This window comes from Paenibacillus crassostreae (assembly GCF_001857945.1).
GTDB lineage: Bacteria > Bacillota > Bacilli > Paenibacillales > Paenibacillaceae > Paenibacillus_AQ > Paenibacillus_AQ crassostreae.
The window spans coordinates 4,097,172-4,120,607 of sequence record NZ_CP017770.1 but is presented as its reverse complement, the minus strand read 5'-3'; the positions used below and the strand labels follow the sequence as shown (position 1 = coordinate 4,120,607).

The window sequence follows — 23,436 nt, the reverse complement described above, 5'->3', positions numbered from 1 at the left end:
ATGATTTAAATCAAGTCATTTATTGACTCTATTCTTCTTTATCATCTGATTTAGAAATACCCGACTTCCATAATATGCTGCTATCATAAACAAAAATCCACTAAAACTTATGAGTACTGTTATCCAGCTACTTCTGTCTTTTACTATCCCAAAAGAAATTTCATGTTGTAAATAATCAATTGCCTCATAACTACCAACTATGTCGGGTACATAGTTCTTAGTTAAATACATACCTCGAACTATTCCCCACCCAAGAAATGCTAGAACAATTAAAATTGAGATCATTATTGATTCAATTAATAATCTTTTATTAACCTTCATTAGTGCCCCCAAATCTAAATAGATTCTGATCATTAAAATTTTTATGATAGTTCTTATTTCTAAGTCTTGGTCAATTTCAGCTAACTTCTTAATCCTACTCACAACATATATTATACAACGCTTTGTTAGGTGAAATGTTTGTGTCTTGACCATAAATATTGATAATAATAGTTTTCATCTTCTGAAGTGCAACGCTTTTGCTGTATGAATAGCTAACGGAAAGGATAGTACAACAATTCGATTCCAATTTACGTCATTAATGTAATTTGATAATTGGTAATATATGGACAAATTTAGCGATATTTATTTTAGTGTTGTACATTCCTGATTGTGATCATAATTCGAGGAGACGTTCCAAATGAAGAAAACCCCAATAATCATGATGCCAATTGTTCCGGCGTTACTAATGACTCTCACTGCCTGCAAAACGGATCAGGTCGTAACTAACCTGTCATTCAAGTGCCCGGGAATACCACAACAGTCATTGACGATGCCAGCAAAGAATCAGGCGAGCCCGATGTTACCGTGGGAAAAATTGATCACTATGAGAATATAGCCATTTCCGATTGGATGGATAAAGAAACGATCATTATTTCAAAAGAAAACGAAGATTTGGGCAAAATGAGCCTCGAAGAGCTGTCGGATTCCTATCCCAAAAGCCTGTATCTGTATCATCTGAATACCAAACAATACGATTTGTTAACCAGATCGCGGTAGATATCGAAAATCTGACAACCTCTTGGAGCCCTTCGGGCAGAGAACTGGCATATACCGATTGGAGTGAAAACCAAAATAGCAGCAGTATTGTCCATTTAACGTATTCGTTACAGGAGGGATATTTTTGAAATAAAAATCATTACTTCTATATTATGCCACCACTATTTCTTCAGTCCATTTATCCAATTAAGAGTGATGGCATAATATTCTGATTTATCAATAACTATTTATACTTCGCCTGAATTAAAGCCTCGAAGAACGAAAAGGTGTAATCATGACCGCATCTTAGCCACTTATTACCCCAAACCGCCCAATTTTGCTCATACCATAAGGCTCTGTATAATCGTTGATTCGTACGAGGGTCAAAAACTTCAAGCCCTAATGTTCCTTTATTATTACCAACGCGACCACCTTCCGCTGGTCTGACAAAGTTTCTGAAATACTTACCACGATTTGCGCCAGGCTCAATTATGCCTGAATTAAGCAGACGGAATTCATCATCAATGATGAAGTTGTTCCATCTTTCATCAAAAGTAGTACCGCGATCCCATTTCTCTCTTCCTAATGCATTAAGACGAACTATGATTCTCTTACTAGTTTGGTTACGGATCGTCATATAAGATTGCCCATCATCTTCGGAGCTACAAGGAAAATCGATACTACAATTGCACCTGTTTCTAAAGTTAGGATTTCGTCTAGCACTGGCTTCAAAGATATAATCGACCTGAGAGGCAGATGCGGACCGTCGGAAGATTTTTAAAGAACGTAGTTTTCTTTTGATAACAATTTTCTTTTTCAATAGACATTCTCCTTTCTAAATCTATCACTAAATCTTATGCATCGATACATTGCTATGTGATCTATTAGATATCCTAAATTGCGCTAACGGAAAACTTTAACGCAATATTCATCAGGAAACTATAGGTACAAAGTTCGCTCAATTAAACAAATCTGTTCCGTTAACTGAAAAGAGGCTGCCTCATCACCAGCAGCCTCTTCTTGGCGTAACAAAAGCATTAACAATACTCTATTTGAAAACGAAGCATCCATTTTTTTCTCAAAATGAGTAACTATTACGGGGTATCTCTAAATAAAAATGCGTAATCATGCCCACATCTTAGCCACTCCCGACCAAAATTCGCAAATCCCTGGTCGAAATACCATAAAGCTCTGTATACGGTAACGGGAGGATTAGTGGTTCTATCAAAAACTTGAAGCCCTAGCGTTCCTGTATTTGGCCCTGGGGTATCGTTATTATCATTTTGAAAATACCCAGCACGACCAGGGCTTCCCGGACCATCGAGTATAGCTGTTGTAAAATGGTTATAGGAGCTAGGTGCATTAATGAATCTTCTCCAAATCGTTTCAAAATTTGTATCACCACGATTATAGTACTCCCGTCCGTAATGTTTAATATATACTTTGATTCTGTACTTAGCTGCTGCTGGAACTCCAGCATTGTAATCAACAGTACAGAATGAAGTTCCCCGATTTAAAGAGTTACAGGTTCCAATGGGGCTACACCCACATCTAGCTCTAAAATTAGCGTTCCTCTGTACATTATAAGCATACAGAAAAACTGGCCTAGTTTGTGTGATAGATGCAGCACTGGGTTTAATATAGCCTCTAACAAAATATCGATTTCTGGGAACCGGTATCGTAAGCTTCTTTTTCATCACTACACACTCCTCTAATGTTGGCTAACACTAAAGTATATGAAGCGTGCCATGAAAAGGTAATGATTAAATAGTATAAGTGATAGTGTTCTCCGACCCAAAATGATATAAAATCCGCGAAACTAGCAGTTGAAAACTCCCTAGATAAAGCTTAATTACGGTTCTTTACTTTCCATTAACTCTGGGTTGAGAGTCTCATGAACTATCCTAACACCCTCTGCCAACTCATCCCACAATTATCGCAAACACGACGCCTGGTCCATGCACGCCAATGGTAAGATCATTCTCAATATCTGCGGATCTGCTGGGGCCGGAGATGAAGTGGATTCCGGATGGGAGTTGGTCGCGTCCACTTTGATCGAAATCGATCAACACTTCACCTAACCGAGTCTTTAATCGTTCTATGGGGATAATGGCAATCAGTACTGTAGGCAAGAGGCTGACCGATCTCCCTTTATCTTTAGATGAAAGCACGACGATGGACCCCGTATGTGACACGGCATAATCCGCCATGACAATCCCGATATCTGCTCCAGCAGCACGTGCTATCCAATCTTCATCATCGCTGCTATTCCACAGAGACATATCGACTTGTGCTAGATGTTCTTCCAAGAGAAGCTCATTCAATTCATCTTCATTCTGACGAATAATCGTTCGTGCAGATAATTCTTCCACTTTCTCGCAGATGAAAGATTGCACTTCTTCCATAGTAGGTAGTCTGTGCACATGTCCACCAGCAGCCACCATATTTTCTGTGAAGTATTGAACTCTTTCTTCAACAGACCATTCAAAGGATCTCCAGAATTCCGGTGCTCCTTCAAAAGGATGTGGTGGAGCATTCGTGAGACGCGGACGCCGCAATCTCTCAGCGATTCCTTTCATGAATTGTTCCTGCTTCACGCGAGATTCTGATTCCATTTGTGCCAACCACGCTTGATGTGCCTCAGTCATGGTCATTTCCTCCCGCTTTCCGAATCTTGACGATCTCTTCCATTCGACTGGAAACCGCAGGATCCATCTCAAGTAACCCATCTCTAATCTCTTTTTCCAATGTACTCCATTGATCTCGAAATGATTTCTTAGACAAGCTAGGAGCAATTCGATAGTTATTCCATCCTTTAAGTGGACCTATCTTCGAGGTGATTTCCCCATCTTTAACAACTAGTTTCTGCGCTATTCTCCCAACTTTTAAAGCGCTATCATAATATTTCGAATTAGACATGATCGCCGCGAACCCACGCATCCCGATAGATTCCATCTTATCTCCTAAGCCCCGTTCAACCTTCCGTCTACGTAAGTAGATCAACATCTCATGTAATGGTATTTTGACAGGACAAGCTTCATAACAAGCGCCACAAAGGGTTGACGCACTGGCAATATCATCCCATTGGTCAATATTCTTGTTCAGTGCAGGTGTTAATACCGCCCCAATTGGGCCACTGTATGTTCCACCATATGCATGACCTCCAATATGCCGATAAACAGGACAAGCATTTAAACAAGCACCACAGCGAATACAGTTAAGTAATTCCTGAAATTCTGGATCACCTAGTTGTAAAGAACGTCCATTATCCAGAATGATAATATGCATTTCATCTGGACCATCCGCATCTTCTAGTCTACGAGGTCCGGTTATGCCAGACATATATACCGTTATTTTCTGCCCTGTTGCAGACCTGGGTAGTAGCGTCGCCATGACTTCTAGGTCACTCCACGAAGGAATAATTCGTTCCATGCCCATTAATGTGATTTGCGTAGAAGGTACGGTCGATACCATCCGTGCATTACCTTCATTCTCAAATAATACGATAGATCCGGTCTCTGCAATCGCAAAATTACATCCGGTCATCCCAATATCTGCTTCAAGGAATTTCTCCCTTAGTTTCTTACGCACAAATCCAGCGAGAATCGCAGTATCGGGAGGTAATACCTCTCCAGCTTCCTTAGATAATAGCTCAGCAATCTGGTAACGATTCTTATGAATGGCCGGAATGATTATATGCGAAGGTGTCTCTCCAGCCAGTTGGATAATATATTCACCCAAATCACTCTCAACAACTTCTACATCGATTGATTCAAGCGCCTGATTCAAATGTAGTTCTTCGGTGACCATAGACTTCGATTTCACGACAGATGATGCTTGTTTCTGCTTCGCAATGGCAAGTGTAATCTTCACAGCATCCTCGGCTGTGTCCGCAAAATGAACATGCACGCCATTCAATCTAGCCTGATTAGCGAATTGATTCAGATAATAATCTAGATGAGCAATCGTATGCAATCTGATCTGCCGACCACGCTCACGCCATTCCTCCCAATTTCCGAGATCGTCCGAGGCCTTTTTTTTACCATCACGTAATCGTTCAGTCGTAAACTTCACAGCTTTCCTTAGAAAATCATCATGTAAAGCCAGTTCAGCACGCTCTTTGACAGTAGAGCTTTTGACATCCGCTACCTTACTCATGCATGCTTCACCCCTTCAACTAACAATTCTGCTAAATGCATCACCCTAATCGGCTTATTCCGATAGCGTAAATTCCCAGCAATATTCATCAGACAGGCCATGTCCAGTCCAACAAGTACCTCTGCTTCACTTTCTAGCACATGCTCGGTCTTCTCCATCACCATCGCACCTGAAATATCCGACATCTTGACAGCAAAAGTTCCACCGAATCCACAGCAATCTTCGGCGAAAGGAAGCGGAATAAGCTCCATGTCCTTAACATTTCGCATCAAAGCCATAGGCTCTTCCTTAACCCCGAGGATTCGGCTTCCGTGACAGGATGGATGATAAGTGACTTTATGGGGGAAGGTTGCCCCTACATCTGTTACACCTAACACTTGTACGAGAAACTGTGTGAACTCATAGGACTTTTGCTGCAATCGCTTTGCTCTAGCTAATAAGACGGAATCATCTTCAAATAATTTTGGATAATGATGAATCATACCGATACAGGAACCTGAAGGTGCAATTACGAAGTCACTTTCCTCAAACGCTTCCAGAATCGTAAGAGCTGACGCTCGTGCTTCCTTCCAATAACCACTATTAAATGCTGGTTGTCCACAACAAGTCTGAATAGAAGGGAAGTCAAGTGCAATACCGTATCTAGCTAACAATCGAGCCATAGCTTCTCCAACTCGAGGATAGACAGCATCACTTATACAGGTTATGAACATACTTACTTTCATCATCGCACCTCACTTTTAGACCTTCTTAAACCATGGTTACTTTAATAGAACGCTCTTGTAATTGCTGTTGTATAAGCTGATCAAGATGGTGATCCGTAATAATCTCGCTCACTCCATTAAGCTCAGATACATGTGTAAAAGATTGCAGACCGAATTTACTAGAATCGGCTAGCAGGAATACCTGATCGGCAATTCCTATCATTCGCTGTTTCACCTGTGCCTGTAATTCATTAGATTCACTAACCCCACGTTCCAAGTGAACACCTTTACAAGAGAAAAAACATTTATCCACATGATAGGTCTCCAAGGTTCGTTCAGCCAATGGTCCCACAAACGACAAGGATCTCTGAGAAAGCAATCCCCCTGTTGAAATGACCTGAATCTTTTCTTTTCCGCTTAGTTCTAGAACGACCTTGATAGAATTGGTAAGAACTGTGAGTGGAATATCCGGTAAATTCGCTGCCATATACCATGCCGTTGTACTAGCATCCAAGAGAATCCGGTCATTGGGTTGAATCCTCTTCACTGCTTCCTTTGCAATACTTCGCTTCTCCTCTGCATGCATAATCTCCCGTTCCCCATAAGGCGTCTCAGGATGATGTTCCTTGATATGAACTGCCCCACCATGAGAACGACGCAGACGTCCAGACTTCTCCAATCGATCAAGATCTCGGCGGATCGTCTCTTCTGTCACATGACATAACTCACTGAGTTCCGATACCCGGATACTTCCTCGATCATTCACTAATCCAACAATTTTCTCGTAACGCTCTGCAACTAACATAACTTACCTCTTTCTCTGCCTTTATTTAAGCTAGAACAATCATTTCGTTATACATGTTATCCTGCGAAATTGACCATATGCCTCTTCCCACATATCAAATTGTTCCGGCTCATAAATCGTGATCGGGAAAGAATCCCGAATGACACGTCTTGCTTCCCATACATCTAGGAAATCTCCATGCGCAATCCATTGAACAGTCAAATTACCGATGGCACTTCCTTCTGCTGGCCCTGCCCATACCGGCTTCCCTACTGCGTTCGCTGTCCATTGACATAGAAGCGTATTATGGATGCCACCTCCAACCATATGAAGGCCTTGAAAGTTCTGACCAGATAACCGTTCCGTCAATTCCAATACATATCGATATTTTAAAGCAAGACTCTCCAAAATGCACCTTACGACTGCGCCAATCCCTTCAGGTGATTTCTGTCCTGTCTGTACCGCATAATTTCGAATTCGTTCTGACATATCCCCTGAAGGCATAAATACGAGATCATCAGGATCAATCAGTGAATAGAACGGTGTTGCCTGTTGTGCCAGCTGGACTAGTTCTGGAAAAGAATACACAAGCCCTGCACGTTCCCATTCTCTTCTACATTCTTGTAATATCCATAATCCCATAATGTTCTTCAATAAGCGGTAAGTGCCATAGGCACCCCCTTCGTTCGTGAAATTTAATTCAAGTACCAGATCACTTAATATAGGCTCCTGCACCTCAGTACCCATCAATGACCAAGTACCACATATTAAATAAGCAAAAGACCTTTCCGTAGCAGGAACAGCTACTACCGCCGAAGCTGTATCATGTTCAGCTGCAGTATAGATCGGAATGGATGCTAACCCAAGCTCATGTCGTATCCCTGAACTTAACTGACCTACATGCGTTCCTGGCTGAACCACTCGACCGAACCAAGATTCCTGAAATCCCATTCGTTGAATAATGGTAGAATCCCATTGACCCTCTACTGGATTATACATTTGTGTCGTAGTAGCATTCGTAAATTCATGAACGGCTTCCCCACTTAAGAAATAACGAAGAAGATCTGGGATCATCAGTAAATGCTTTCCTTCTTTTAAAAGAGGAGAACCTGCTTGCTGAAGTGATGCTAATTGGTACAGTGTATTTATCGATAAGAACTGAATTCCCGTTCTGCTGAATATTTCCTTCATTGGCAGTTTTGCAAGAACTTTCTCCATCATTCCATCTGTATGTTGATCACGATAATGATAAGGATTTCCGATAAGCTCACCATGTTGACCGATCATCCCGAAATCTACAGCCCAAGAATCAATCGCGAGACTCTTAATCGTCAACTTCTGAACTTTTGTGATCAGTAACCCCTGCTTAATCTCATGTATTAGTCGAAGGATATCCCAGTGTAAGCGATCACCCACATGCACTGGATCATTTGAGAAACGATGAATTTCTTCAACTTCCATCTTTGAATCCTTCAAGTGGCCGATTACTGCTCTCCCACTGCTTGCTCCCAGATCATAGGCCAGTACATTCACCAGCTTGCACCACCCTTACCCCTTACCTGTATTGCTTGATCATAACTGCCCTCCAGATAGGCCTTCATCGGATTCAATGGTAAGTGTTGCTCTTCACGAATCATATGAAGTAGCGGTGTCACGTCACATTCGTACGCTTGGCGAACGGCATCTTCAGCACCTAGAACGTCATTACGAGCTTGTGCAGCTTCTACTTCCGCATGATTGACTAGAAGTGCCTTCGCGAATTGAGTCTGGACATTTAGAACAGAACGGATCATTGCAGGAATCTTCTGTTCAATATTATGGCTTTGATCGATCATATACGCGATGTTATTAACCGTCTGTACAATACTTGCATCCTGATCTTCAGAAGCACTTATGATTTGATAGAATATTAGGAATAATTCATACGGATTCATAGACCCTACGATCAGATCATCATCTGCATATTTACGAGCATTGAAATGGAAACCACCCAATCTTTTCTCATCAATCAAGTAAGCAACAATATGCTCTACGTTCGTTCCTTGTGCATGATGTCCCGTATCTACGAGCACCTCCGCTTGCGGACCCAACTTCATAGCCATTTGATAAGCCATTCCCCAATCTGCTAGATCGGTATGATAGAATGCTGGTTCGAACGACTTATATTCAATTAACATTCTCATTTGTGGAATTAATTTCTTATATAATTCCTCCAAAGCCTCGTACATCCAAGCCTTTCGTTTACGAATATGCCCTTGACCTGGATAGTTCGTTCCATCAGCGAACCATAGACTAATATCTCGAGAACCAGTCTCTTTAGCAATATCCACACATTCTAATAGGTGATTTGTCGCCTTTCGGCGAATTATCGCATCAGAGTTCGTCACACTACCAAGCATATAATCATCGTCTTGAAAAAGATTCGGGTTCACCGCTCCAATGCGAAGTCCAAGACTCTCAGCATGAGATCGTAGTTTGCCGTAATCCTCAACTTTATCCCATGGAATATGAATAGCTACCGAAGGTGCCAGACCTGTCAATGCATGTACTTGAGCAGCATCCTCCATTTTCTCTAAAGGGGTACGGGGTACACCATTCTTCTGATAGACTTTAAATCGCGTTCCTGAATCCCCATATCCCCAAGAAGGCGTCTCAATACGAAGTTGTTGTAATTTCTGCTTCACGAGATCAAGATTAATTCCTCTCGCCTGTTGTTGCTCTTCGAATAATGCATAAGCCCGATCTATCATATTTCGCATCCTCTCTGAGTTCACTTTAATAACATCTATCTAGTAAAAGCGGCAGGAACACCGCCATCAATCGTTAACATACATCCTGTTGTCTTATCCGACTTGGAAGATGCAAAGAATGCGATGCCTTCGGCAATATCTTTCGGGTAAATATTAACCAATAGCGTCGTCCGTTTACGATAGTGTTCATCTAGCTCATGAGGTTCGATTCCGTATGCAGCTGCACGTTCATTCCGCCAATTAGAGTTCCAGATAGCAGAGCCTTGTAATATAGCATCTGGAAGAATTGTATTTACACGAATTCCAAATTCACCACCCTCTACGGCTATGCACCGAGCTAGATGTGCTTCGAGGGCTTTAGCAGAACTGTATGCTGCTGCATTTTTCCCAGCGTAAATTGAATTTTTGGATCCTATAAATACCATATTCCCTCCAATCGCTTGCTCTTTCATCAGCTTAAATGCTTCACGTGCTACCAAGAAGTAGCCTGTTCCAAGAACAGAAATATTGAGATTCCATTCCTTCAAAGAAGTCTCATCAAATGGGCTAGATGTTGCCAGACCCGCATTATTCACAATAATATCAATACCGCCGTACATGATCGCTGCTTCTTCATAAGCATTTGCAATATCATCTTCCTTCGTGACATCCATTTGCACAGCCAGCGCTCTGTTTGCTCCGTACCTTGTATTAATCTCCATAGCTATTTTCTGTGCGCCTTCCAAATTGAGATCTGCAAGCACAACATGTGCTCCTTCAGACACTAATCTTCGCGCAGTTTCACTTCCAATACCACCAGCACCACCTGTAATAAAGGCTATTTTTCTAGAGAATTCCGCTTCAGCTGGAGCAAGAGATAATTTATATAATTCAAGAGGCCAATACTCAACGTTATAGGATTCATTTTCACTAAGAGATACGAAGTTTCCTATAGATGGAGCCCCTCTCATTACAGCAATGGCACGATGGTATAAAGCTCCACTCACTTTAGAATTTGACCAGCTTTTACCTGTATTGATCATCCCAATCCCAGGAATAAGAATGACTCGTGGTGCAGGCTCGAACATGACATCGCCTTCATGCTTGTTCTCATCGAAATAGGAAATATATTTCTTTTTAAAAGCATGGATTCCCTCAATCAGTGTATTTTTTAAACCATCCAAATCATTAACATTCGGTGTCCAATCCAGAAATAGCGGTACAACTTTCGTGTGCACCAAATGATCTGGACAAGCTGCACCAATCTGTGAAAGCGTAGCAGAATCACGGCTATTCACAAATTGCAATACATCTTCTGCATCATCGAAGGTCAGAATCATTCTTGTCTCCTGGCTCACTAGCCCTCTGATTAACGGAGAAATCTTCGCAACGATATGTTTACGTTCTTGTTGAGTGAGCGCTTCCGAAATAAGTCCGCCAAATAAGTTCTCTGTATCTACCTTATTCTCAATATATTGTTCAGCCTCATTAATAACTTCAATTGTTCTGGCATAACATGCCTCTGAAGTGTCGCCCCAAGTGACTAGACCATGCTTCTCCATCAGTACTAATTCAGCATTAGGATTGGCTAATACACCTCTAGCAATCATTTGAGAAAGAGTAAACCCTGGTCTAATATATGGCACCCATACGAATCGGTCTCCATATATTTCTTGGGCAATATCCTTACCATTATCTGCACAACATAAGCTTATGATCGCATCAGGATGTGTATGATCAACATGATTAAATGGGAGAAAAGCATGTAATAATGTCTCAATGGATGCCCGAGGATGTTTCGCATCAATCATACAATGATTCAAATACTGAACCATTTCATCATCTGTCATATCTGATTTCTCGTATAAAGGCCGGATATCCTCCAATCGTAACCCTGTGAAATGACTCGCATTCATCGTCGCAAGATCAGAGCCACTTCCTTTTACCCACATCACTTCAACATCACGACCACGGAAATCCTTCACAAAGGTCTTCGTAGATGTGTTACCCCCACCCCAATTACATACTTGGCGATCCTCTCCAATGATATTCGAACGATACACTAGTTCATCTAATCCTGTCGCACATTGAACCGCTTTCAACTCATTCCAATTGTTAAGCACCATTTGAAATAACCATCTCCAATAAATGTTATTGTTTTATTTTTTTATATTGTATTACATTTGTTTGTATTTGAATAGATCTATAAATCAAAAATAAACAAACAATATTTCGACAAATTCAGTCCATTTATCCTACTAATCATCATTTATAGGACTATTTATGTAGACTATATATCCTACATGATGGTATTATGTGTACAAGTAGTTTCCAAATATAAGGAGGATACATAATATGTCATGGTTTTTTAAACTTCCATTTTCACAACAGGTTATCGCTGGTTGCTACCTCGTAGCTGCTTTATTTTCCATCCCCGTCCTTGTAACCTTTATCGTGATTGGTAAAATTCTCATCGGAATTGTACTCATTCTACTACTTCTTGGCTTAACTTATCCTCTTTCACGCTTTATTGAGAGAACGCTTTCATCAACTTTTGATGAAATATCTATCGTTACTGCCAGAATTGCCCAGGGTGATTTTACGGAACGTGCCAACGAATCCGGCTCCATGAGCCAATTAAACCAATCTTTCAACAGTATGATCGATAAACTCACCAAAATATTAACTGAAGCATCCGGAATTACAAAGCAAGTTATGGGAACTAGCCGTGGTATTACCGATAAGAATCAGGAACTTAAACAAGTTATGACACAAGTAGCAATATCTTCGAATGAATTAGCTATCGGTGCCAATGAAATCTCTCAGGATATCGCTGGGATGACTGAATCCATACAGGATATCGAGGAAAAGGTATCTAATTACACAAATTCAACAAAAGCTATGAATGATCGTTCACTACATACTCTGAAACTTGTTGAAAGTGGCCGTCAGTCCGTTGAGAATCAATCAGAAGGAATGAAAAAGAATATACATGCTACACAACAAGTTGCTAGTACCATCGAAGCCCTATCTGTTAATGCAAAAGGAATCAGCACAATAACTAAATCTATATCTGAATTAGCAGAACAGACCAATTTATTATCATTGAATGCATCCATAGAAGCTGCACGTGCTGGGGAACATGGCCGAGGATTTGCTGTTGTAGCTTCAGAAGTTCGTAAATTAGCTGAAGAATCCGCTGCATCAACCCAAGGCGTGTTCAACTTAGTAAAAAGTATTGAGCAAGATGTTCAACAAGCGATCCATCACATCCATGTCAATGAAGAAATTGTTCGTGAGCAGAATGATATGATTCGTGAAGCAGAAGAAATATTCACCCAGATTGTTCAAAGTGTTCAGTACATCTCCGAACAAATTGCTTCCTTCTCTAACGAAAGTGATGTGATGTTGGAAAGTGCACACAAAATCTCTTCTTCCATTCAGAACATTTCAGCAATTACGGAAGAATCAGCAGCTGGTACACAGCAAGTGTCTGCTTCGATGAATGAACAGATTTCTTCCATTCAAATGGTTGTTGATGAGGCAGAAACGATGAATAAGGCTGTTTTCCAACTTCAGAAGACCATTCATATTTTCAAATTCTAAATCATTGCGAAAGAGGCCCATTTGAAATGGGCCTCTGAAAAAAGCTGCAAACAGTCGTGGGTAGCCGCTACAGGACAATTCCGTTCTCTTCGCTACTTCGAACTTAATCGATTATTTTAGTTTTCAGGCATCATACGCATGATGCCTATTTTCGTGTTATAAAGGTAGAAAATTACTGATGCTTATGAAATTAATGAGGCAGAGAAGCATGTGAATCAGTTCATTCTTAAGATATAATTGCTGATATTAATTCTGATCATCTCGATCATTTGAAACATGCTTATTCCCTTGATCATTCACATTCCGCTGTTTCATCTTTCTCCGTGCTATCCATAATACTAACAATATTACGCCACCAACAAGTATCACGGGTAAAGCCCCGAATAGAATAACAACGATCCACTGGAATAACAGTGTCAGTACATTGATTGTGCCTTTAAGTGCATCGTTAGCTCTTTCGAACAAAGGAGCTTTTTCCTCTGGAACTAATGCTTTATCCACAATCCCCTCTTGTTGATACAATCGAATTTCTACTGTCGAATAGGACACATTGTTATTGATGTAGCGCATTCTACCTTTGATTAATTCAATATCTTCTTGAATCTGACCCAGTTCATTCGCAAAAGTTACTAGTTCCGTTGTTTTGGTTGCTTTCTTCATAAACTCTGTATACTGTGTTTCCATTAGTTCTTTCACTTTCAGTCGAGATTCCAAATCAACATACTCTTCGGACACATCCTGGCCCTTTATACTTTGTTGAAGTGATTCATGTTTTATTTGTTCAATTTCACCCAATAAGGTTGAGAAGCCATTTGCTGGAACTTTAAGTATAAATGTGCCGCCTACTTCATGTGTCGATTGATTCTCCGTGAATTCCACAATATAACCGCCTGATAGTGATACTAAGTCCCTCACTTGGGATTGCGCTGTAGCATATTCCTTAACACGCATCACAAGATTGGCTGTGTAGATCAACTTTTTGTTTAAAGCCTCTGCAGATCCAACATTGTTGAATCCAGCGGGTTGTGTAGAAGTTGCTCCCTTTGTTAAACTCTCCCCGGTCTGCAAGGCTGGACTTTCTTGTTCTGCTGATATAACCGTCTCTGCACCTGAATCTTTCTTCTCAGAAAATGCCGTTGTAGTTTCCACATTTGCCATACTAGTGTCTGCCATATTAGCTGCACTAGCCGAAGAATCGTTAGAACTAACCGCTTGATCTGAATTTGATGCCGAGCAGCTACTTAACAATAATGTTAGTAGCAGAATGCAGATAAACCCCCGTTTACGCATGCTCATTCCTCCTGTTTATTGATATCGACTACAAGTCATATAAATAAGACGCTTACAATACTTGGAAGGTTGCATAATAACAATACTTTTCTTGTCTGCGTACATTATTTAAGTGTATAATAATAATCCAAACATACGTTTGTATATTCGCATTTTATTCTAACATCGAAGTCAGTCACAGGAGGTTTTTATGAAAGGTTCCACACATCTTGCCATTGGAACGGTAATTGGTATCGCCGCCACATTAATTCAACCATTTACCGTTAAGAACGCAGCTCTCTATATCGCAGTCTCTGCTTTCTCTGCTTTAAGTGCTGATCTTGATGGTCCCAGTATTTTAAGCTCTAGTCTAGGAAAAGCATCCAAACAGATCCGCCAAATTCTTGTCTGGCTTGGCCTTATTCTTACAACAGTGTTAACGTTCTTATTTCTTGCCGAACAGAAATTCTACCCCGAATATTCTATCATCTGCCTAATAGCTCTCTTATTTGGTTTCATTACCAAAGTTGGTATCATTCGCAATGCCCTTGTGAGTGTTATCGGTGGATTAATGATGGTAAGTGGTTGGCATTTCCAGATGAATTGGATTATCGGCTTAGGGTTATTCGTGCTTATAGCTCCTTGGTTGAAACATCGAGGAATGACGCACACGATATGGGCTCTGTGTATCTGGGGAGTCATTAGCTATAGTATGGAACAACAGCTACAAGTGGATGGGTTAATGGCTGTGGCTACAACTAGCTATCTTTCACATTTGCTTGCGGATACTTTAACACCACAAGGTGTGAAATGGTTATATCCACTATATAAGAAATCTATCAAGTTGCGGATTAAATAGTCGCAGCTTGTTTTTTATTGTCATCCGAAATGACTTTATCACAATATTCTTATATCATTAGTAATATCAAGTTTTCAATATAATATGATGGTCGAAGGGATACCATAACTAATGAATAACTTCTCCAAGATACAAATGGGTGTAGATTATTATCCAGAACATTGGGATCCATCCCTTTGGGAACAGGATATAATGAAAATGAAAGAAGTTGGCGTTAAGATCGTTCGAGTTGGTGAATTTGCATGGAGTAGATTCGAACCCGAAGAAGGTAAATTTCATTTCGAGTGGCTTGATCGGGCATTGGATCTATTTCACCAGCAAGGTATTCAGATTGTTATAGGAACCCCTACTCACACGCCACCTAGATGGTTGACAGCGAAATGCCCTGATATTCTGCCCATTCAAGCTAACGGACAGACTTATCATGCAGGGGTTCGAGGACATCGTTGCTTCAACAGCACGTCATTAGAAGCTTACGGATCACGCATAATAGAGGAATTAACACTTCATTATAAAAATCACCCTGCGGTTATCGGGTGGCAGACCGACAATGAGTTTAGCTTAGTCTATTGTCATTGTGAAGCCTGTAATATCCGTTTTCGCGAATGGCTCCAATTGAAATATGGTTCACTTGAGCAGTTAAATCAGGAATGGGGGACCGTAGTTTGGAGTGGCGAATACAATGACTGGAGTCTTGTAACGACACCATATGGTGGGTCACCACATCAGAATCCATCCTATCAACTAGATTTCTATCGTTTTCAATCTACTTCTGTTCAGCAATATCAACAGACACAAATCGATATCATTCGTAGAAATTGCCCAGTCCATTTCATTACACATAACTTTCATAGCTATCCACAAAAACTAGATTTATATCCAATTGGAGAACCATTGGATGTTGCAGCATTTGACTATTATCCCAATACATCACCAGATAAAACTACTACAGGTCCTTACAGTGGTGCATTGTCTTTGGATGTTACGAGAGGAATTAAACGACGTAATTTCTGGATCATGGAACAATTAAGTGGACCTCCTGGGGGTTGGGGTCCGATGTGGCGTACACCTTATCCTGGTTTCATTCGTGCCTATATATGGCAGACCATTGCAAGAGGTGCTGATACCGTTGTCCAATTCCGCTGGAGAAGTGCAACGATGGGAGCCGAACAATTCTGGCATGGGCTGATTGATCATAGCAATGTTACTGGACGTAGATTTGAAGAATTTACTCAAGTATGTAAGGAAGTAAATACCCTCTCTTATCTGTTGGAGGGAACGAGTGTCCGCAATGAGGTGGCTATTCTCTTCTCTCATGATCAACTTGTTGCGCTAGATATCCAGCCACAAGTAGAAGGAATGAATTATTATGAGAACATCAAGCAATGGCACAGAGCATTAACTAAATTAGGAATTGGCACTGACGTAATCAATTGGACTGAGCGGCTTGATGGATACAAGATTGTCATTGCCCCAAGTCTTTACTTAATGGACACAACAATTGCTAATAGATTAGAGGAATTTGCTTCAGCAGGAGGAACATTAATCATCACCCATCGAAGTGGTGTGAAGAATTTGAATAATATATGTCTGATGGAACCTTTGCCTGGTATGTTATCTCATTGTACTGGCGTGCATGTCAAGGAATATGATCCGATTGCAAATGACAACCATCATATCATTACAACTGATGAACGAACCTTCTCCACGACACAGTGGTGTGATATATTACACCCAACTACAGCAGAGATAGTAGCTTCTTATCATGATGATTTCTATGCTGGACAAGCAGCAATTACCGTCAATTCATTTGGTCAAGGGAAGGTATATTATTTAGGTACCCACCCTGAAGAAAGCTATATGAAATCCCTTCTACATGAATTAGTGGTAGATCAGAAAATTCTACATTTCACTGAATTACCAGAAGGTGTGCAAATATCGGTACGAGTGCAAGAATCTCAAACCTATTTCTTCCTACTTAATTTAAGTAGAGAGACACGGATGATTAACTTAGAACATTCGTACAAGAGCGTTCTCTACGATGGAGTTATCCATGAAGGAACGTTAACCTTAGAGCCATACGGCGTGGATATTTGTATAATATGGCGGTAAGATAAATGAATTTAGTATAGAGTTGCAAACGATTTCAATATTGTATACTGTGAACATATGACGACTTGAGGAGGAGAACTTATGAGGTATCGTTTACTAGGAGATACAGACTTGAAGATTAGTGAAGTTAGCTTTGGCACGTGGGCCATTGGTGGTGATTGGGGTAACTCTAATGATCAGGAAGCCTTATCTGGTCTTCAACGAGCAATGGATGAGGGTGTGAACTTCTTTGATACAGCGGATGTTTATGGATCCGGTCATGCGGAAGAGTTGCTATCTCAAGCCACGAAAGGCAAAGAAGACGATATACATATTGCCACGAAATTTTGCCGTGCTGGTGATATTCACGATCCTGCCAATTACACAGAAGAAGCCGTTCGTCAGTATTGTGAGAACAGTCTGAAACGATTACAACGCGAAAGAATTGATTTATATCAGATTCATTGTCCACCACCTGCTATTCTCAAAGATGGTAAAGTGTTTGAAGTATTAGAAAAGCTACAGCAAGAGGGAAAAATCCGTCATTACGGTGTGAGTGTAGAGACCGTCGAGGAAGGTTCATTCTGTCTAGGAGTTCCAGGTGTCAAATCCTTACAAGTCATATTCAATCTATTTCGGCAAAAGCCAGCTGAAGATCTATTTCCAAAGGCTAAAGCAGCGGGTGTAGGGATTCTCGTAAGATTACCCCTGGCGAGCGGACTATTAACAGGTAAATTCAATGAACACAGTACATTTGCTGCAGATGATCATCGTAACTTTAACGCGAATGGTGAGCAGTTTAATGTAGGTGAGACATTCGCAGGGCTCCCTTTCACTAAAGGCGTTGAACTTGCAAGAGAGCTATCCTGGATCGCAGAAGGCAGGGGAGATATGGCTCGTGCATCCATGCGCTGGATTCTTGAGAACCCGAATATTACATGTGTAATCCCTGGATTCAAGAACGTCCGTCAGATTGAAGATAATTTAGGTACGATAAATGTACCTGCATTTAGCTCTGAGGAATTGGACCGTTTACGTTCCTTCTATGATCATGAAGTGAAAGAACATATACGGGGTGCTTACTAGAGACCGGCGTTTATCCTTATAGCTTCTGGACAACATGTCTAGAGGCTATTCCCCATTTCTTCTCAATGAGTACATGACATGATTAGCTACTTCCACTGTTTTTAGCTTTCCTGATACTTCTCTTGGAATATAATCCACAATATGAACCTTAAACATCATCGATTCTGTAAAAATAGATTTAAGCTTCTCTATGACTAATTTGAGTTCGTCCATGACCTGTTCTTTGGATTGAAATGTTTCTACTAATATATCGATTTTATTAGGTTGATGCTGAATTAATTTATATGCTGAAATAGATTGGGTTCCACGTATAGTTGTAGCTATTAATGCGGATGATACCATGTCCCCATTAGGTTTATACATGATTTCTCCAACTCTACCATCAATAGATGGAATGGTTGGGAACAGATAGTTAGAGTGACTTGAAGAAGGAATGATTCCTGATGAAATATCCATAAGCTCATATCGAATTAGTGGCATCACAACATTAATAAAGGATGTTCCAATCATCTCGTTAGTACAATCATCTATTTCAACATATCCGTAGTTAGGCACGAAGCTATATGCTAGTGAATCATCGGTCCAAGCTGCCATGACAGTTCGCTCAGACTGACCGTAAAGTGCGTGCAATTTGGTATGAGGGAAAGCTGAAGTTATCGTGTGATACTGATGCTCATATATATTTTCTGAAACAAGGAGAATCGCTTTTGGATGGTATTGATTAACCATATTATTCTCTAACACTAATTTAGAAACAAGACTTAGAGATGACGGATATCCATGAATAAATTCATAGCCTAGTTCATGAATTAGATTCCATATTTTTCGAATATTGGTAATTGTGATCTTAGAAACATTAATGCGAAGAACGCGATGATACAGATCATTCGTATACTCTGCACCACCTGGGAAGTATCCCATGAACTCTACCCGACCATCACCTGGGCGATATCCAACAGAAGACCAAAGATAACAAGTAGTTGCCCATTCCCGTTCTTCGATCCGCCGATTAGAATATACCATTAAAGAATTACCTGTTGAACCACTTGTCGAACTTACAGACAACATTTTGGGGTTATATTTAGAGACGAGAATGCCAAGACCACTCTCTTTCACCATCGCTTTCGTAATCTTAGGAATTCGCTGAATATCGGATAGATCCTTCAAATGATTGGGGTGAAATCCATGTTCATCATACAATTGGTGATAAAAAATTGTATGTTCATACGCCAGCTTAACAATACTTGCGAATGATCTAAATTGTGCTTCACGAATCTGCTCGTAGTCCATATCCCTCAGACCCTCTAATTTCTCCAGCCACTCATAGAAATCGCGTCCTACATTAGAGTAACGATAAGGGAAATACGATGGTTCCGCTACTCCCTTGCTTTGATTCATTTCAAACACCTCATCTTTAAATCAAGTATTCATACTGAACCATGAATCTTAGTGTTCATAAATGGTTGTAAAATGAATTAGTTTGACGGTATACTGATACATAATGTATCATTTTTCTATATCGTTAATTTACGATACATTTTGTATCAAGTCAAGCTGTTTTTAGAGTAGTGTGTTCAGGGAGGAAGATGAATGAAGGTAGAGAATCGAATTGCAGAATTACGAGAGCAGAGAGGTTGGACACAAGAGGAATTATCTAATACGATAGGGATCAGCCGAGCAGCATTATCACATTACGAGAAATCTCGTAGAAAACCGGACTTCACAACACTCACACAATTGGCTGATGTTTTCCAAGTATCTATTGATTATTTAATTGGGAGAAATCCCCAAGCGAAGAATACCATTGATTTCACAGTTCAGGAGAACTCAGACTAACCCTATTACACACAAAAAATAGCAGCTCAAGGCGGATATCCTTGATCTGCTATTTGTCTTCTACTAAATCTGATGACCCTTCAGGGAAACACTGAAGTTATAAATTCGATTCCCAGGTAACCGATATTCCGGATGTGGTCTTGATCCCCAGCTATCATCTCCACCAACACCCATTTGCTTATAATTCACTCGAACGACAGATTTATCAGACTTCGGTAATTTATAGGCATGATCATGAGCCTCAATCTCTATAGGAGTATATGGAAGTACATTCAGTTCGAAGCGTGGTGTACCTTGAATAAGAAGTCCTACTCCTTGATCATTCACTATAGAAGCATAACGAACTTCCGTCTTATTCCCACATTCCTGCGGTCGTAAATAAGGTACCCATTGCCCCTGCACTTTACCATTATACAATCCTATTGCCGCTCCCTTATTCCGATCCCATTGATTCTCATGTGGCCCTTTACCATACCAATTTAAAGTCTCATAAGATGCATCCATCGTAAATAGTAACCCAATCTCAGGAATCTCTGGCGAACCTTCGCCTGGATCTAATAACATATCTAAGATCACTTCTCCATCCCCATGAACCGTGTATGTCAACCGACATAATGACACCGTTGTAGTAGGTAGTGAGTACGTCACCTCAAACTTAACCATTGTATCTTGGATTTCATAGGTAATATGATCAAGTCTTCTATTCACACCTGCATCACGCCATGTTCCACTACGTTGCTCGTGACCATTACCTCTATCATTATCCGTTAGCGCACGCCAGAAGTTTGGAATTGGAGCATGTTGAATTAATTCTTTCTCTTGATATTTATAGGAAGACATCACTCCAGTAGCCTTATCGAATTGTATGCCGAAATGTTCCCCACTCACAGACAATACCTTCTCATGATCCGTAACCTGCACTATAGGAAGATCCTTCATCTTAGTCATTGTTACAACTCCATGAGATGCTGGTACAATAAATTGATCAAAGGCTAATTCATATCCTTGTTTCGCCCATTCTGTATCCTTTTTCAATACAAAGCTTAGAGTTAGAATATACTCTGAATCAACTTGAACCTGTACAGGAATTGCTTCTTTCAGATCAATAATGACTGATGAACTAGGTTCTACAGATATCGTTACCCGTCCTTCTTTCTCCTGAATTCCATTATTCGTTAATTGCCACACAAGTTCATATTCAGATAGATTTGTAAACAAATACTGATTCGTAATCTTTATCCGTCCTTGTAATATATCTTCGATGGCGAATTTCACGTTCTGATAGCACTTTTTCGTTTCGAGTAACTTAGGGGATATGGTTCGATCAGCAAAAATTAGCCCATCTCCACAAAATGTCCCGTCATGCGGGGATTCTCCAAAATCACCACCGTAAGCTAGATAAGGCACACCATCTTCGGTTTTCGTTAAGATCGCTTGGTCGATCCAATCCCAAATAAATCCTCCTTGAAGAACATCATAACGATCAAATAACTCCCAATATTCATTTAACCCACCACAGGAATTCCCCATTGCATGACTATATTCACAGAGAATAAATGGTTTTTCCGGGTTATTACGTGCATATTGTTCAATAACTTTGATATCAGAATACATATGACTTTCAATATCAGAAGCTGCATCAAATTGACGATGATGGAATATCCCCTCATAATGCACAATTCGTGATGGATCTACTTCCCGTAAAAAATCATGCATGGCAATAAAGTTATCCCCGCCAAAAGATTCATTACCAAGCGACCAAATTACGATTGAAGGATGATTCTTATCTCTTTGGAACATAGCGTTACATCGATCAAGAACATTCGCCTTCCATTCTGGCTTACTTCCTGGAAGCGCATCTCCCAAATCACTCTGACCATAAGTCCAGCTACCATGCGTTTCAAGATTCGTCTCATCAATGACATACAGACCATACTCGTTACACAATTCATACCATTTCGGATGATTCGGATAATGAGAGGTACGAACTGCGTTAATATTGTGAGATTTCATCAATTGAATATCTGTGATCATATCCTCAACACCAACAGCACGTCCTGTAAGCGGTGAGAATTCATGGCGATTCACACCTTTGAATACGACGACTTCACCATTAATCTTCATCAAGCCATCTTCTATCCCGAATTTACGGAAACCGACCTTACAACTAATGAACTGTAACGAATTTCCCTCAGCATCCTTCAACTGCAGAACCAATGTATATAAATGAGGTTTCTCCGCACTCCACTTCATTGGACGTTTAACATGGACAGATCCATGAAATTGTGTTGAAGGAGTACCATTAAGAGTCCCATCTAAATGTAGAGGTTGCTGTAATATTGGCTGTTGCATGGAATCATATAAAGTTGCTTCGATACTTATTGATGCAGCATGACTTTCATTATAGTTATTGACTGTTGCTGTGACGGACAGTTGCCCATCCAATAAATCATCCTTTAGATCAGCTAGTGCGAAGAAATCATAGATATGGATATTCGGTGTTGTAAATAGATACACATCGCGAAAGATACCACTCATCCGCCAAAAATCTTGATCCTCCAACCAACTAGCATCACTCCAGCGATATACTTCAACAGCTAACTTATTCTCACCTGATACTAAATAGGGTGTTAGGTCAAATTCTGCGGGTGTGAAAGAATCCTCACTATACCCAACCAATTCACCATTAACCCATACGTAAAAAGCAGACTCAACTCCTTGAAAACTAATAAATACAGGACTATCTTCCCAAGCTTCAGGTACAGTAAAGGTACGTACATAAGACCCTACAGGATTATACTCCGTTGGTGCAAATGGCGCTTTAATATCTTCTCTTTCAGACCAGGGATATCGAACGTTCGTATACTGCGGATAATCATAACCTTGGAGTTGCCAATGGGAAGGAACGGATATATCATCCCATTTACTGCAATCTACATTTTGTTTATAGAAATCGACGATTCGCTTCTCAGGATTACTTGCCCAAGCGAATTTCCATGTCCCATTCAAAGAATGGATACTTGCTGATTCATCTGACTTCCCGGACAAAGCTTCTTCCAATGAATGAAATGTCGTTAAAGAGGCGTGGGCATCCATCCGATTTAATTGAAAAATATCAGGGTTATTATTCCATTCTGGATATCCATTTGCAGGTGGTGAATAACTATATTTCTGTTTCGTCATATAAGTCACTCCAAATCGTATATTTGATATATAATATCATTATATTCACATTATAATAATGATACTGCTATATATCTATTTAACAATCTTCACATCCATATCAAAATATGAAAC

18 protein-coding genes and 1 pseudogene are annotated in these 23,436 nt (G+C 40.3%); 6 read left to right on the top strand and 13 right to left on the bottom strand.

The window, feature by feature from the left end:
- Positions 1 to 15 precede the first annotated feature (15 nt).
- Complete coding sequence (locus LPB68_RS19030; protein ID WP_157756158.1) at positions 16 to 321, bottom strand: hypothetical protein; 306 nt, start codon at positions 319 to 321, stop codon at positions 16 to 18.
- A gap of 358 nt (positions 322 to 679) precedes the next feature.
- On the opposite strand from LPB68_RS19030, the gene LPB68_RS23025 reads away from it, so the two are divergent.
- Entirely contained in the window at positions 680 to 877 is a 198-nt protein-coding gene (locus tag LPB68_RS23025) for a hypothetical protein (protein ID WP_068656050.1), read from the top strand.
- Positions 878 to 1,261: 384 nt separating this feature from the next.
- Here the strand turns inward: LPB68_RS23025 and LPB68_RS19020 are convergent, their stop codons facing one another.
- The 9 genes from LPB68_RS19020 to LPB68_RS18980 form a co-directional block, all read right to left on the bottom strand.
- Positions 1,262 to 1,837, bottom strand: a complete 576-nt coding sequence (locus LPB68_RS19020) for a hypothetical protein (protein ID WP_068656052.1) — start codon at positions 1,835 to 1,837, stop codon at positions 1,262 to 1,264.
- Positions 1,838 to 2,111: 274 nt separating this feature from the next.
- Positions 2,112 to 2,714: a hypothetical protein gene (locus tag LPB68_RS19015; protein WP_068656054.1), complete on the bottom strand. Its 603-nt coding sequence runs from the start codon at positions 2,712 to 2,714 to the stop codon at positions 2,112 to 2,114.
- 225 nt (positions 2,715 to 2,939) lie between these two features.
- Positions 2,940 to 3,665 carry a LutC/YkgG family protein gene (locus LPB68_RS19010; RefSeq protein WP_068656056.1) on the bottom strand — a complete coding sequence of 242 codons (726 nt, stop codon included), beginning with the start codon at positions 3,663 to 3,665 and terminating at the stop codon, positions 2,940 to 2,942.
- A complete protein-coding gene (locus LPB68_RS19005) occupies positions 3,658 to 5,175 on the bottom strand; it encodes a LutB/LldF family L-lactate oxidation iron-sulfur protein (protein WP_068656058.1) in 1,518 nt (505 codons plus the stop codon). Before LPB68_RS19005 ends, LPB68_RS19010 begins: the two co-directional genes overlap by 8 nt.
- Positions 5,172 to 5,900 carry a (Fe-S)-binding protein gene (locus tag LPB68_RS19000; RefSeq protein WP_068656060.1) on the bottom strand — a complete coding sequence of 243 codons (729 nt, stop codon included), beginning with the start codon at positions 5,898 to 5,900 and terminating at the stop codon, positions 5,172 to 5,174. Before LPB68_RS19000 ends, LPB68_RS19005 begins: the two co-directional genes overlap by 4 nt.
- Before the next feature lie 25 nt (positions 5,901 to 5,925).
- Positions 5,926 to 6,684 carry a DeoR/GlpR family DNA-binding transcription regulator gene (locus LPB68_RS18995; RefSeq protein WP_068656062.1) on the bottom strand — a complete coding sequence of 253 codons (759 nt, stop codon included), beginning with the start codon at positions 6,682 to 6,684 and terminating at the stop codon, positions 5,926 to 5,928.
- Between the two features lie 39 nt (positions 6,685 to 6,723).
- Entirely contained in the window at positions 6,724 to 8,196 is a 1,473-nt protein-coding gene (locus tag LPB68_RS18990) for a rhamnulokinase (protein ID WP_068656064.1), read from the bottom strand.
- Entirely contained in the window at positions 8,193 to 9,413 is a 1,221-nt protein-coding gene (gene rhaI, locus LPB68_RS18985) for an L-rhamnose isomerase (protein ID WP_068656066.1), read from the bottom strand. Before rhaI ends, LPB68_RS18990 begins: the two co-directional genes overlap by 4 nt.
- Before the next feature lie 35 nt (positions 9,414 to 9,448).
- Positions 9,449 to 11,518, bottom strand: a complete 2,070-nt coding sequence (locus tag LPB68_RS18980; protein WP_068656067.1) for a bifunctional aldolase/short-chain dehydrogenase — start codon at positions 11,516 to 11,518, stop codon at positions 9,449 to 9,451.
- Positions 11,519 to 11,747: 229 nt separating this feature from the next.
- Between LPB68_RS18980 and LPB68_RS18975 the strand changes: the two genes are divergently transcribed.
- Positions 11,748 to 12,998, top strand: coding sequence for a methyl-accepting chemotaxis protein (locus tag LPB68_RS18975; RefSeq protein ID WP_068656069.1), 1,251 nt, complete (start codon positions 11,748 to 11,750; stop codon positions 12,996 to 12,998).
- Positions 12,999 to 13,244: 246 nt separating this feature from the next.
- Here the strand turns inward: LPB68_RS18975 and LPB68_RS18970 are convergent, their stop codons facing one another.
- The gene (locus tag LPB68_RS18970) at positions 13,245 to 14,288 is read right to left on the bottom strand and encodes a DUF4349 domain-containing protein (protein WP_068656071.1); all 1,044 of its coding nucleotides are present in this window, start codon (positions 14,286 to 14,288) and stop codon (positions 13,245 to 13,247) included.
- 190 nt (positions 14,289 to 14,478) lie between these two features.
- Here LPB68_RS18970 and LPB68_RS18965 point away from each other — a divergent pair, with 190 nt between their 5' ends.
- The 3 genes from LPB68_RS18965 to LPB68_RS18955 all read left to right on the top strand — a co-directional run bounded on the left by LPB68_RS18965 (position 14,479) and on the right by LPB68_RS18955 (position 18,303).
- Positions 14,479 to 15,126 (top strand): metal-dependent hydrolase, encoded by a 648-nt coding sequence (locus tag LPB68_RS18965; protein WP_068656073.1) that lies wholly within the window; start codon positions 14,479 to 14,481, stop codon positions 15,124 to 15,126.
- Between the two features lie 111 nt (positions 15,127 to 15,237).
- Positions 15,238 to 17,238 carry a beta-galactosidase gene (locus LPB68_RS18960; RefSeq protein ID WP_082865609.1) on the top strand — a complete coding sequence of 667 codons (2,001 nt, stop codon included), beginning with the start codon at positions 15,238 to 15,240 and terminating at the stop codon, positions 17,236 to 17,238.
- 81 nt (positions 17,239 to 17,319) lie between these two features.
- Complete coding sequence (locus tag LPB68_RS18955) at positions 17,320 to 18,303, top strand: aldo/keto reductase (protein WP_068656075.1); 984 nt, start codon at positions 17,320 to 17,322, stop codon at positions 18,301 to 18,303.
- Between the two features lie 45 nt (positions 18,304 to 18,348).
- Here the strand turns inward: LPB68_RS18955 and LPB68_RS18950 are convergent, their stop codons facing one another.
- Positions 18,349 to 19,701, bottom strand: a complete 1,353-nt coding sequence (locus tag LPB68_RS18950; RefSeq protein ID WP_068656077.1) for a phenylacetate--CoA ligase family protein — start codon at positions 19,699 to 19,701, stop codon at positions 18,349 to 18,351.
- A 192-nt stretch (positions 19,702 to 19,893) separates the two neighbouring features.
- On the opposite strand from LPB68_RS18950, the pseudogene LPB68_RS18945 reads away from it, so the two are divergent.
- Positions 19,894 to 20,136 (top strand): annotated as a pseudogene (locus LPB68_RS18945) (helix-turn-helix domain-containing protein); the annotation flags it as partial.
- A 66-nt stretch (positions 20,137 to 20,202) separates the two neighbouring features.
- Here LPB68_RS18945 and lacZ read toward each other — a convergent pair.
- A complete protein-coding gene (gene lacZ / locus LPB68_RS18940; RefSeq protein WP_068656078.1) occupies positions 20,203 to 23,322 on the bottom strand; it encodes a beta-galactosidase, LacZ type in 3,120 nt (1,039 codons plus the stop codon).
- Positions 23,323 to 23,436 lie beyond the last annotated feature (114 nt).

Coding starts and splice junctions, on each gene's coding strand:
- LPB68_RS19030 (WP_157756158.1), bottom strand. CDS start 321: ATGAAGGTTAATAAAAGATTATTAATTGAATCAATAATGATCTCAATT.
- LPB68_RS23025 (WP_068656050.1), top strand. CDS start 680: ATGAAGAAAACCCCAATAATCATGATGCCAATTGTTCCGGCGTTACTA.
- LPB68_RS19015 (WP_068656054.1), bottom strand. CDS start 2,714: ATGAAAAAGAAGCTTACGATACCGGTTCCCAGAAATCGATATTTTGTT.
- LPB68_RS19010 (WP_068656056.1), bottom strand. CDS start 3,665: ATGACTGAGGCACATCAAGCGTGGTTGGCACAAATGGAATCAGAATCT.
- LPB68_RS19005 (WP_068656058.1), bottom strand. CDS start 5,175: ATGAGTAAGGTAGCGGATGTCAAAAGCTCTACTGTCAAAGAGCGTGCT.
- LPB68_RS19000 (WP_068656060.1), bottom strand. CDS start 5,900: ATGAAAGTAAGTATGTTCATAACCTGTATAAGTGATGCTGTCTATCCT.
- LPB68_RS18995 (WP_068656062.1), bottom strand. CDS start 6,684: ATGTTAGTTGCAGAGCGTTACGAGAAAATTGTTGGATTAGTGAATGAT.
- rhaI (WP_068656066.1), bottom strand. CDS start 9,413: ATGATAGATCGGGCTTATGCATTATTCGAAGAGCAACAACAGGCGAGA.
- LPB68_RS18980 (WP_068656067.1), bottom strand. CDS start 11,518: ATGGTGCTTAACAATTGGAATGAGTTGAAAGCGGTTCAATGTGCGACA.
- LPB68_RS18975 (WP_068656069.1), top strand. CDS start 11,748: ATGTCATGGTTTTTTAAACTTCCATTTTCACAACAGGTTATCGCTGGT.
- LPB68_RS18970 (WP_068656071.1), bottom strand. CDS start 14,288: ATGCGTAAACGGGGGTTTATCTGCATTCTGCTACTAACATTATTGTTA.
- LPB68_RS18965 (WP_068656073.1), top strand. CDS start 14,479: ATGAAAGGTTCCACACATCTTGCCATTGGAACGGTAATTGGTATCGCC.
- LPB68_RS18960 (WP_082865609.1), top strand. CDS start 15,238: ATGAATAACTTCTCCAAGATACAAATGGGTGTAGATTATTATCCAGAA.
- LPB68_RS18955 (WP_068656075.1), top strand. CDS start 17,320: ATGAGGTATCGTTTACTAGGAGATACAGACTTGAAGATTAGTGAAGTT.
- LPB68_RS18950 (WP_068656077.1), bottom strand. CDS start 19,701: ATGAATCAAAGCAAGGGAGTAGCGGAACCATCGTATTTCCCTTATCGT.
- lacZ (WP_068656078.1), bottom strand. CDS start 23,322: ATGACGAAACAGAAATATAGTTATTCACCACCTGCAAATGGATATCCA.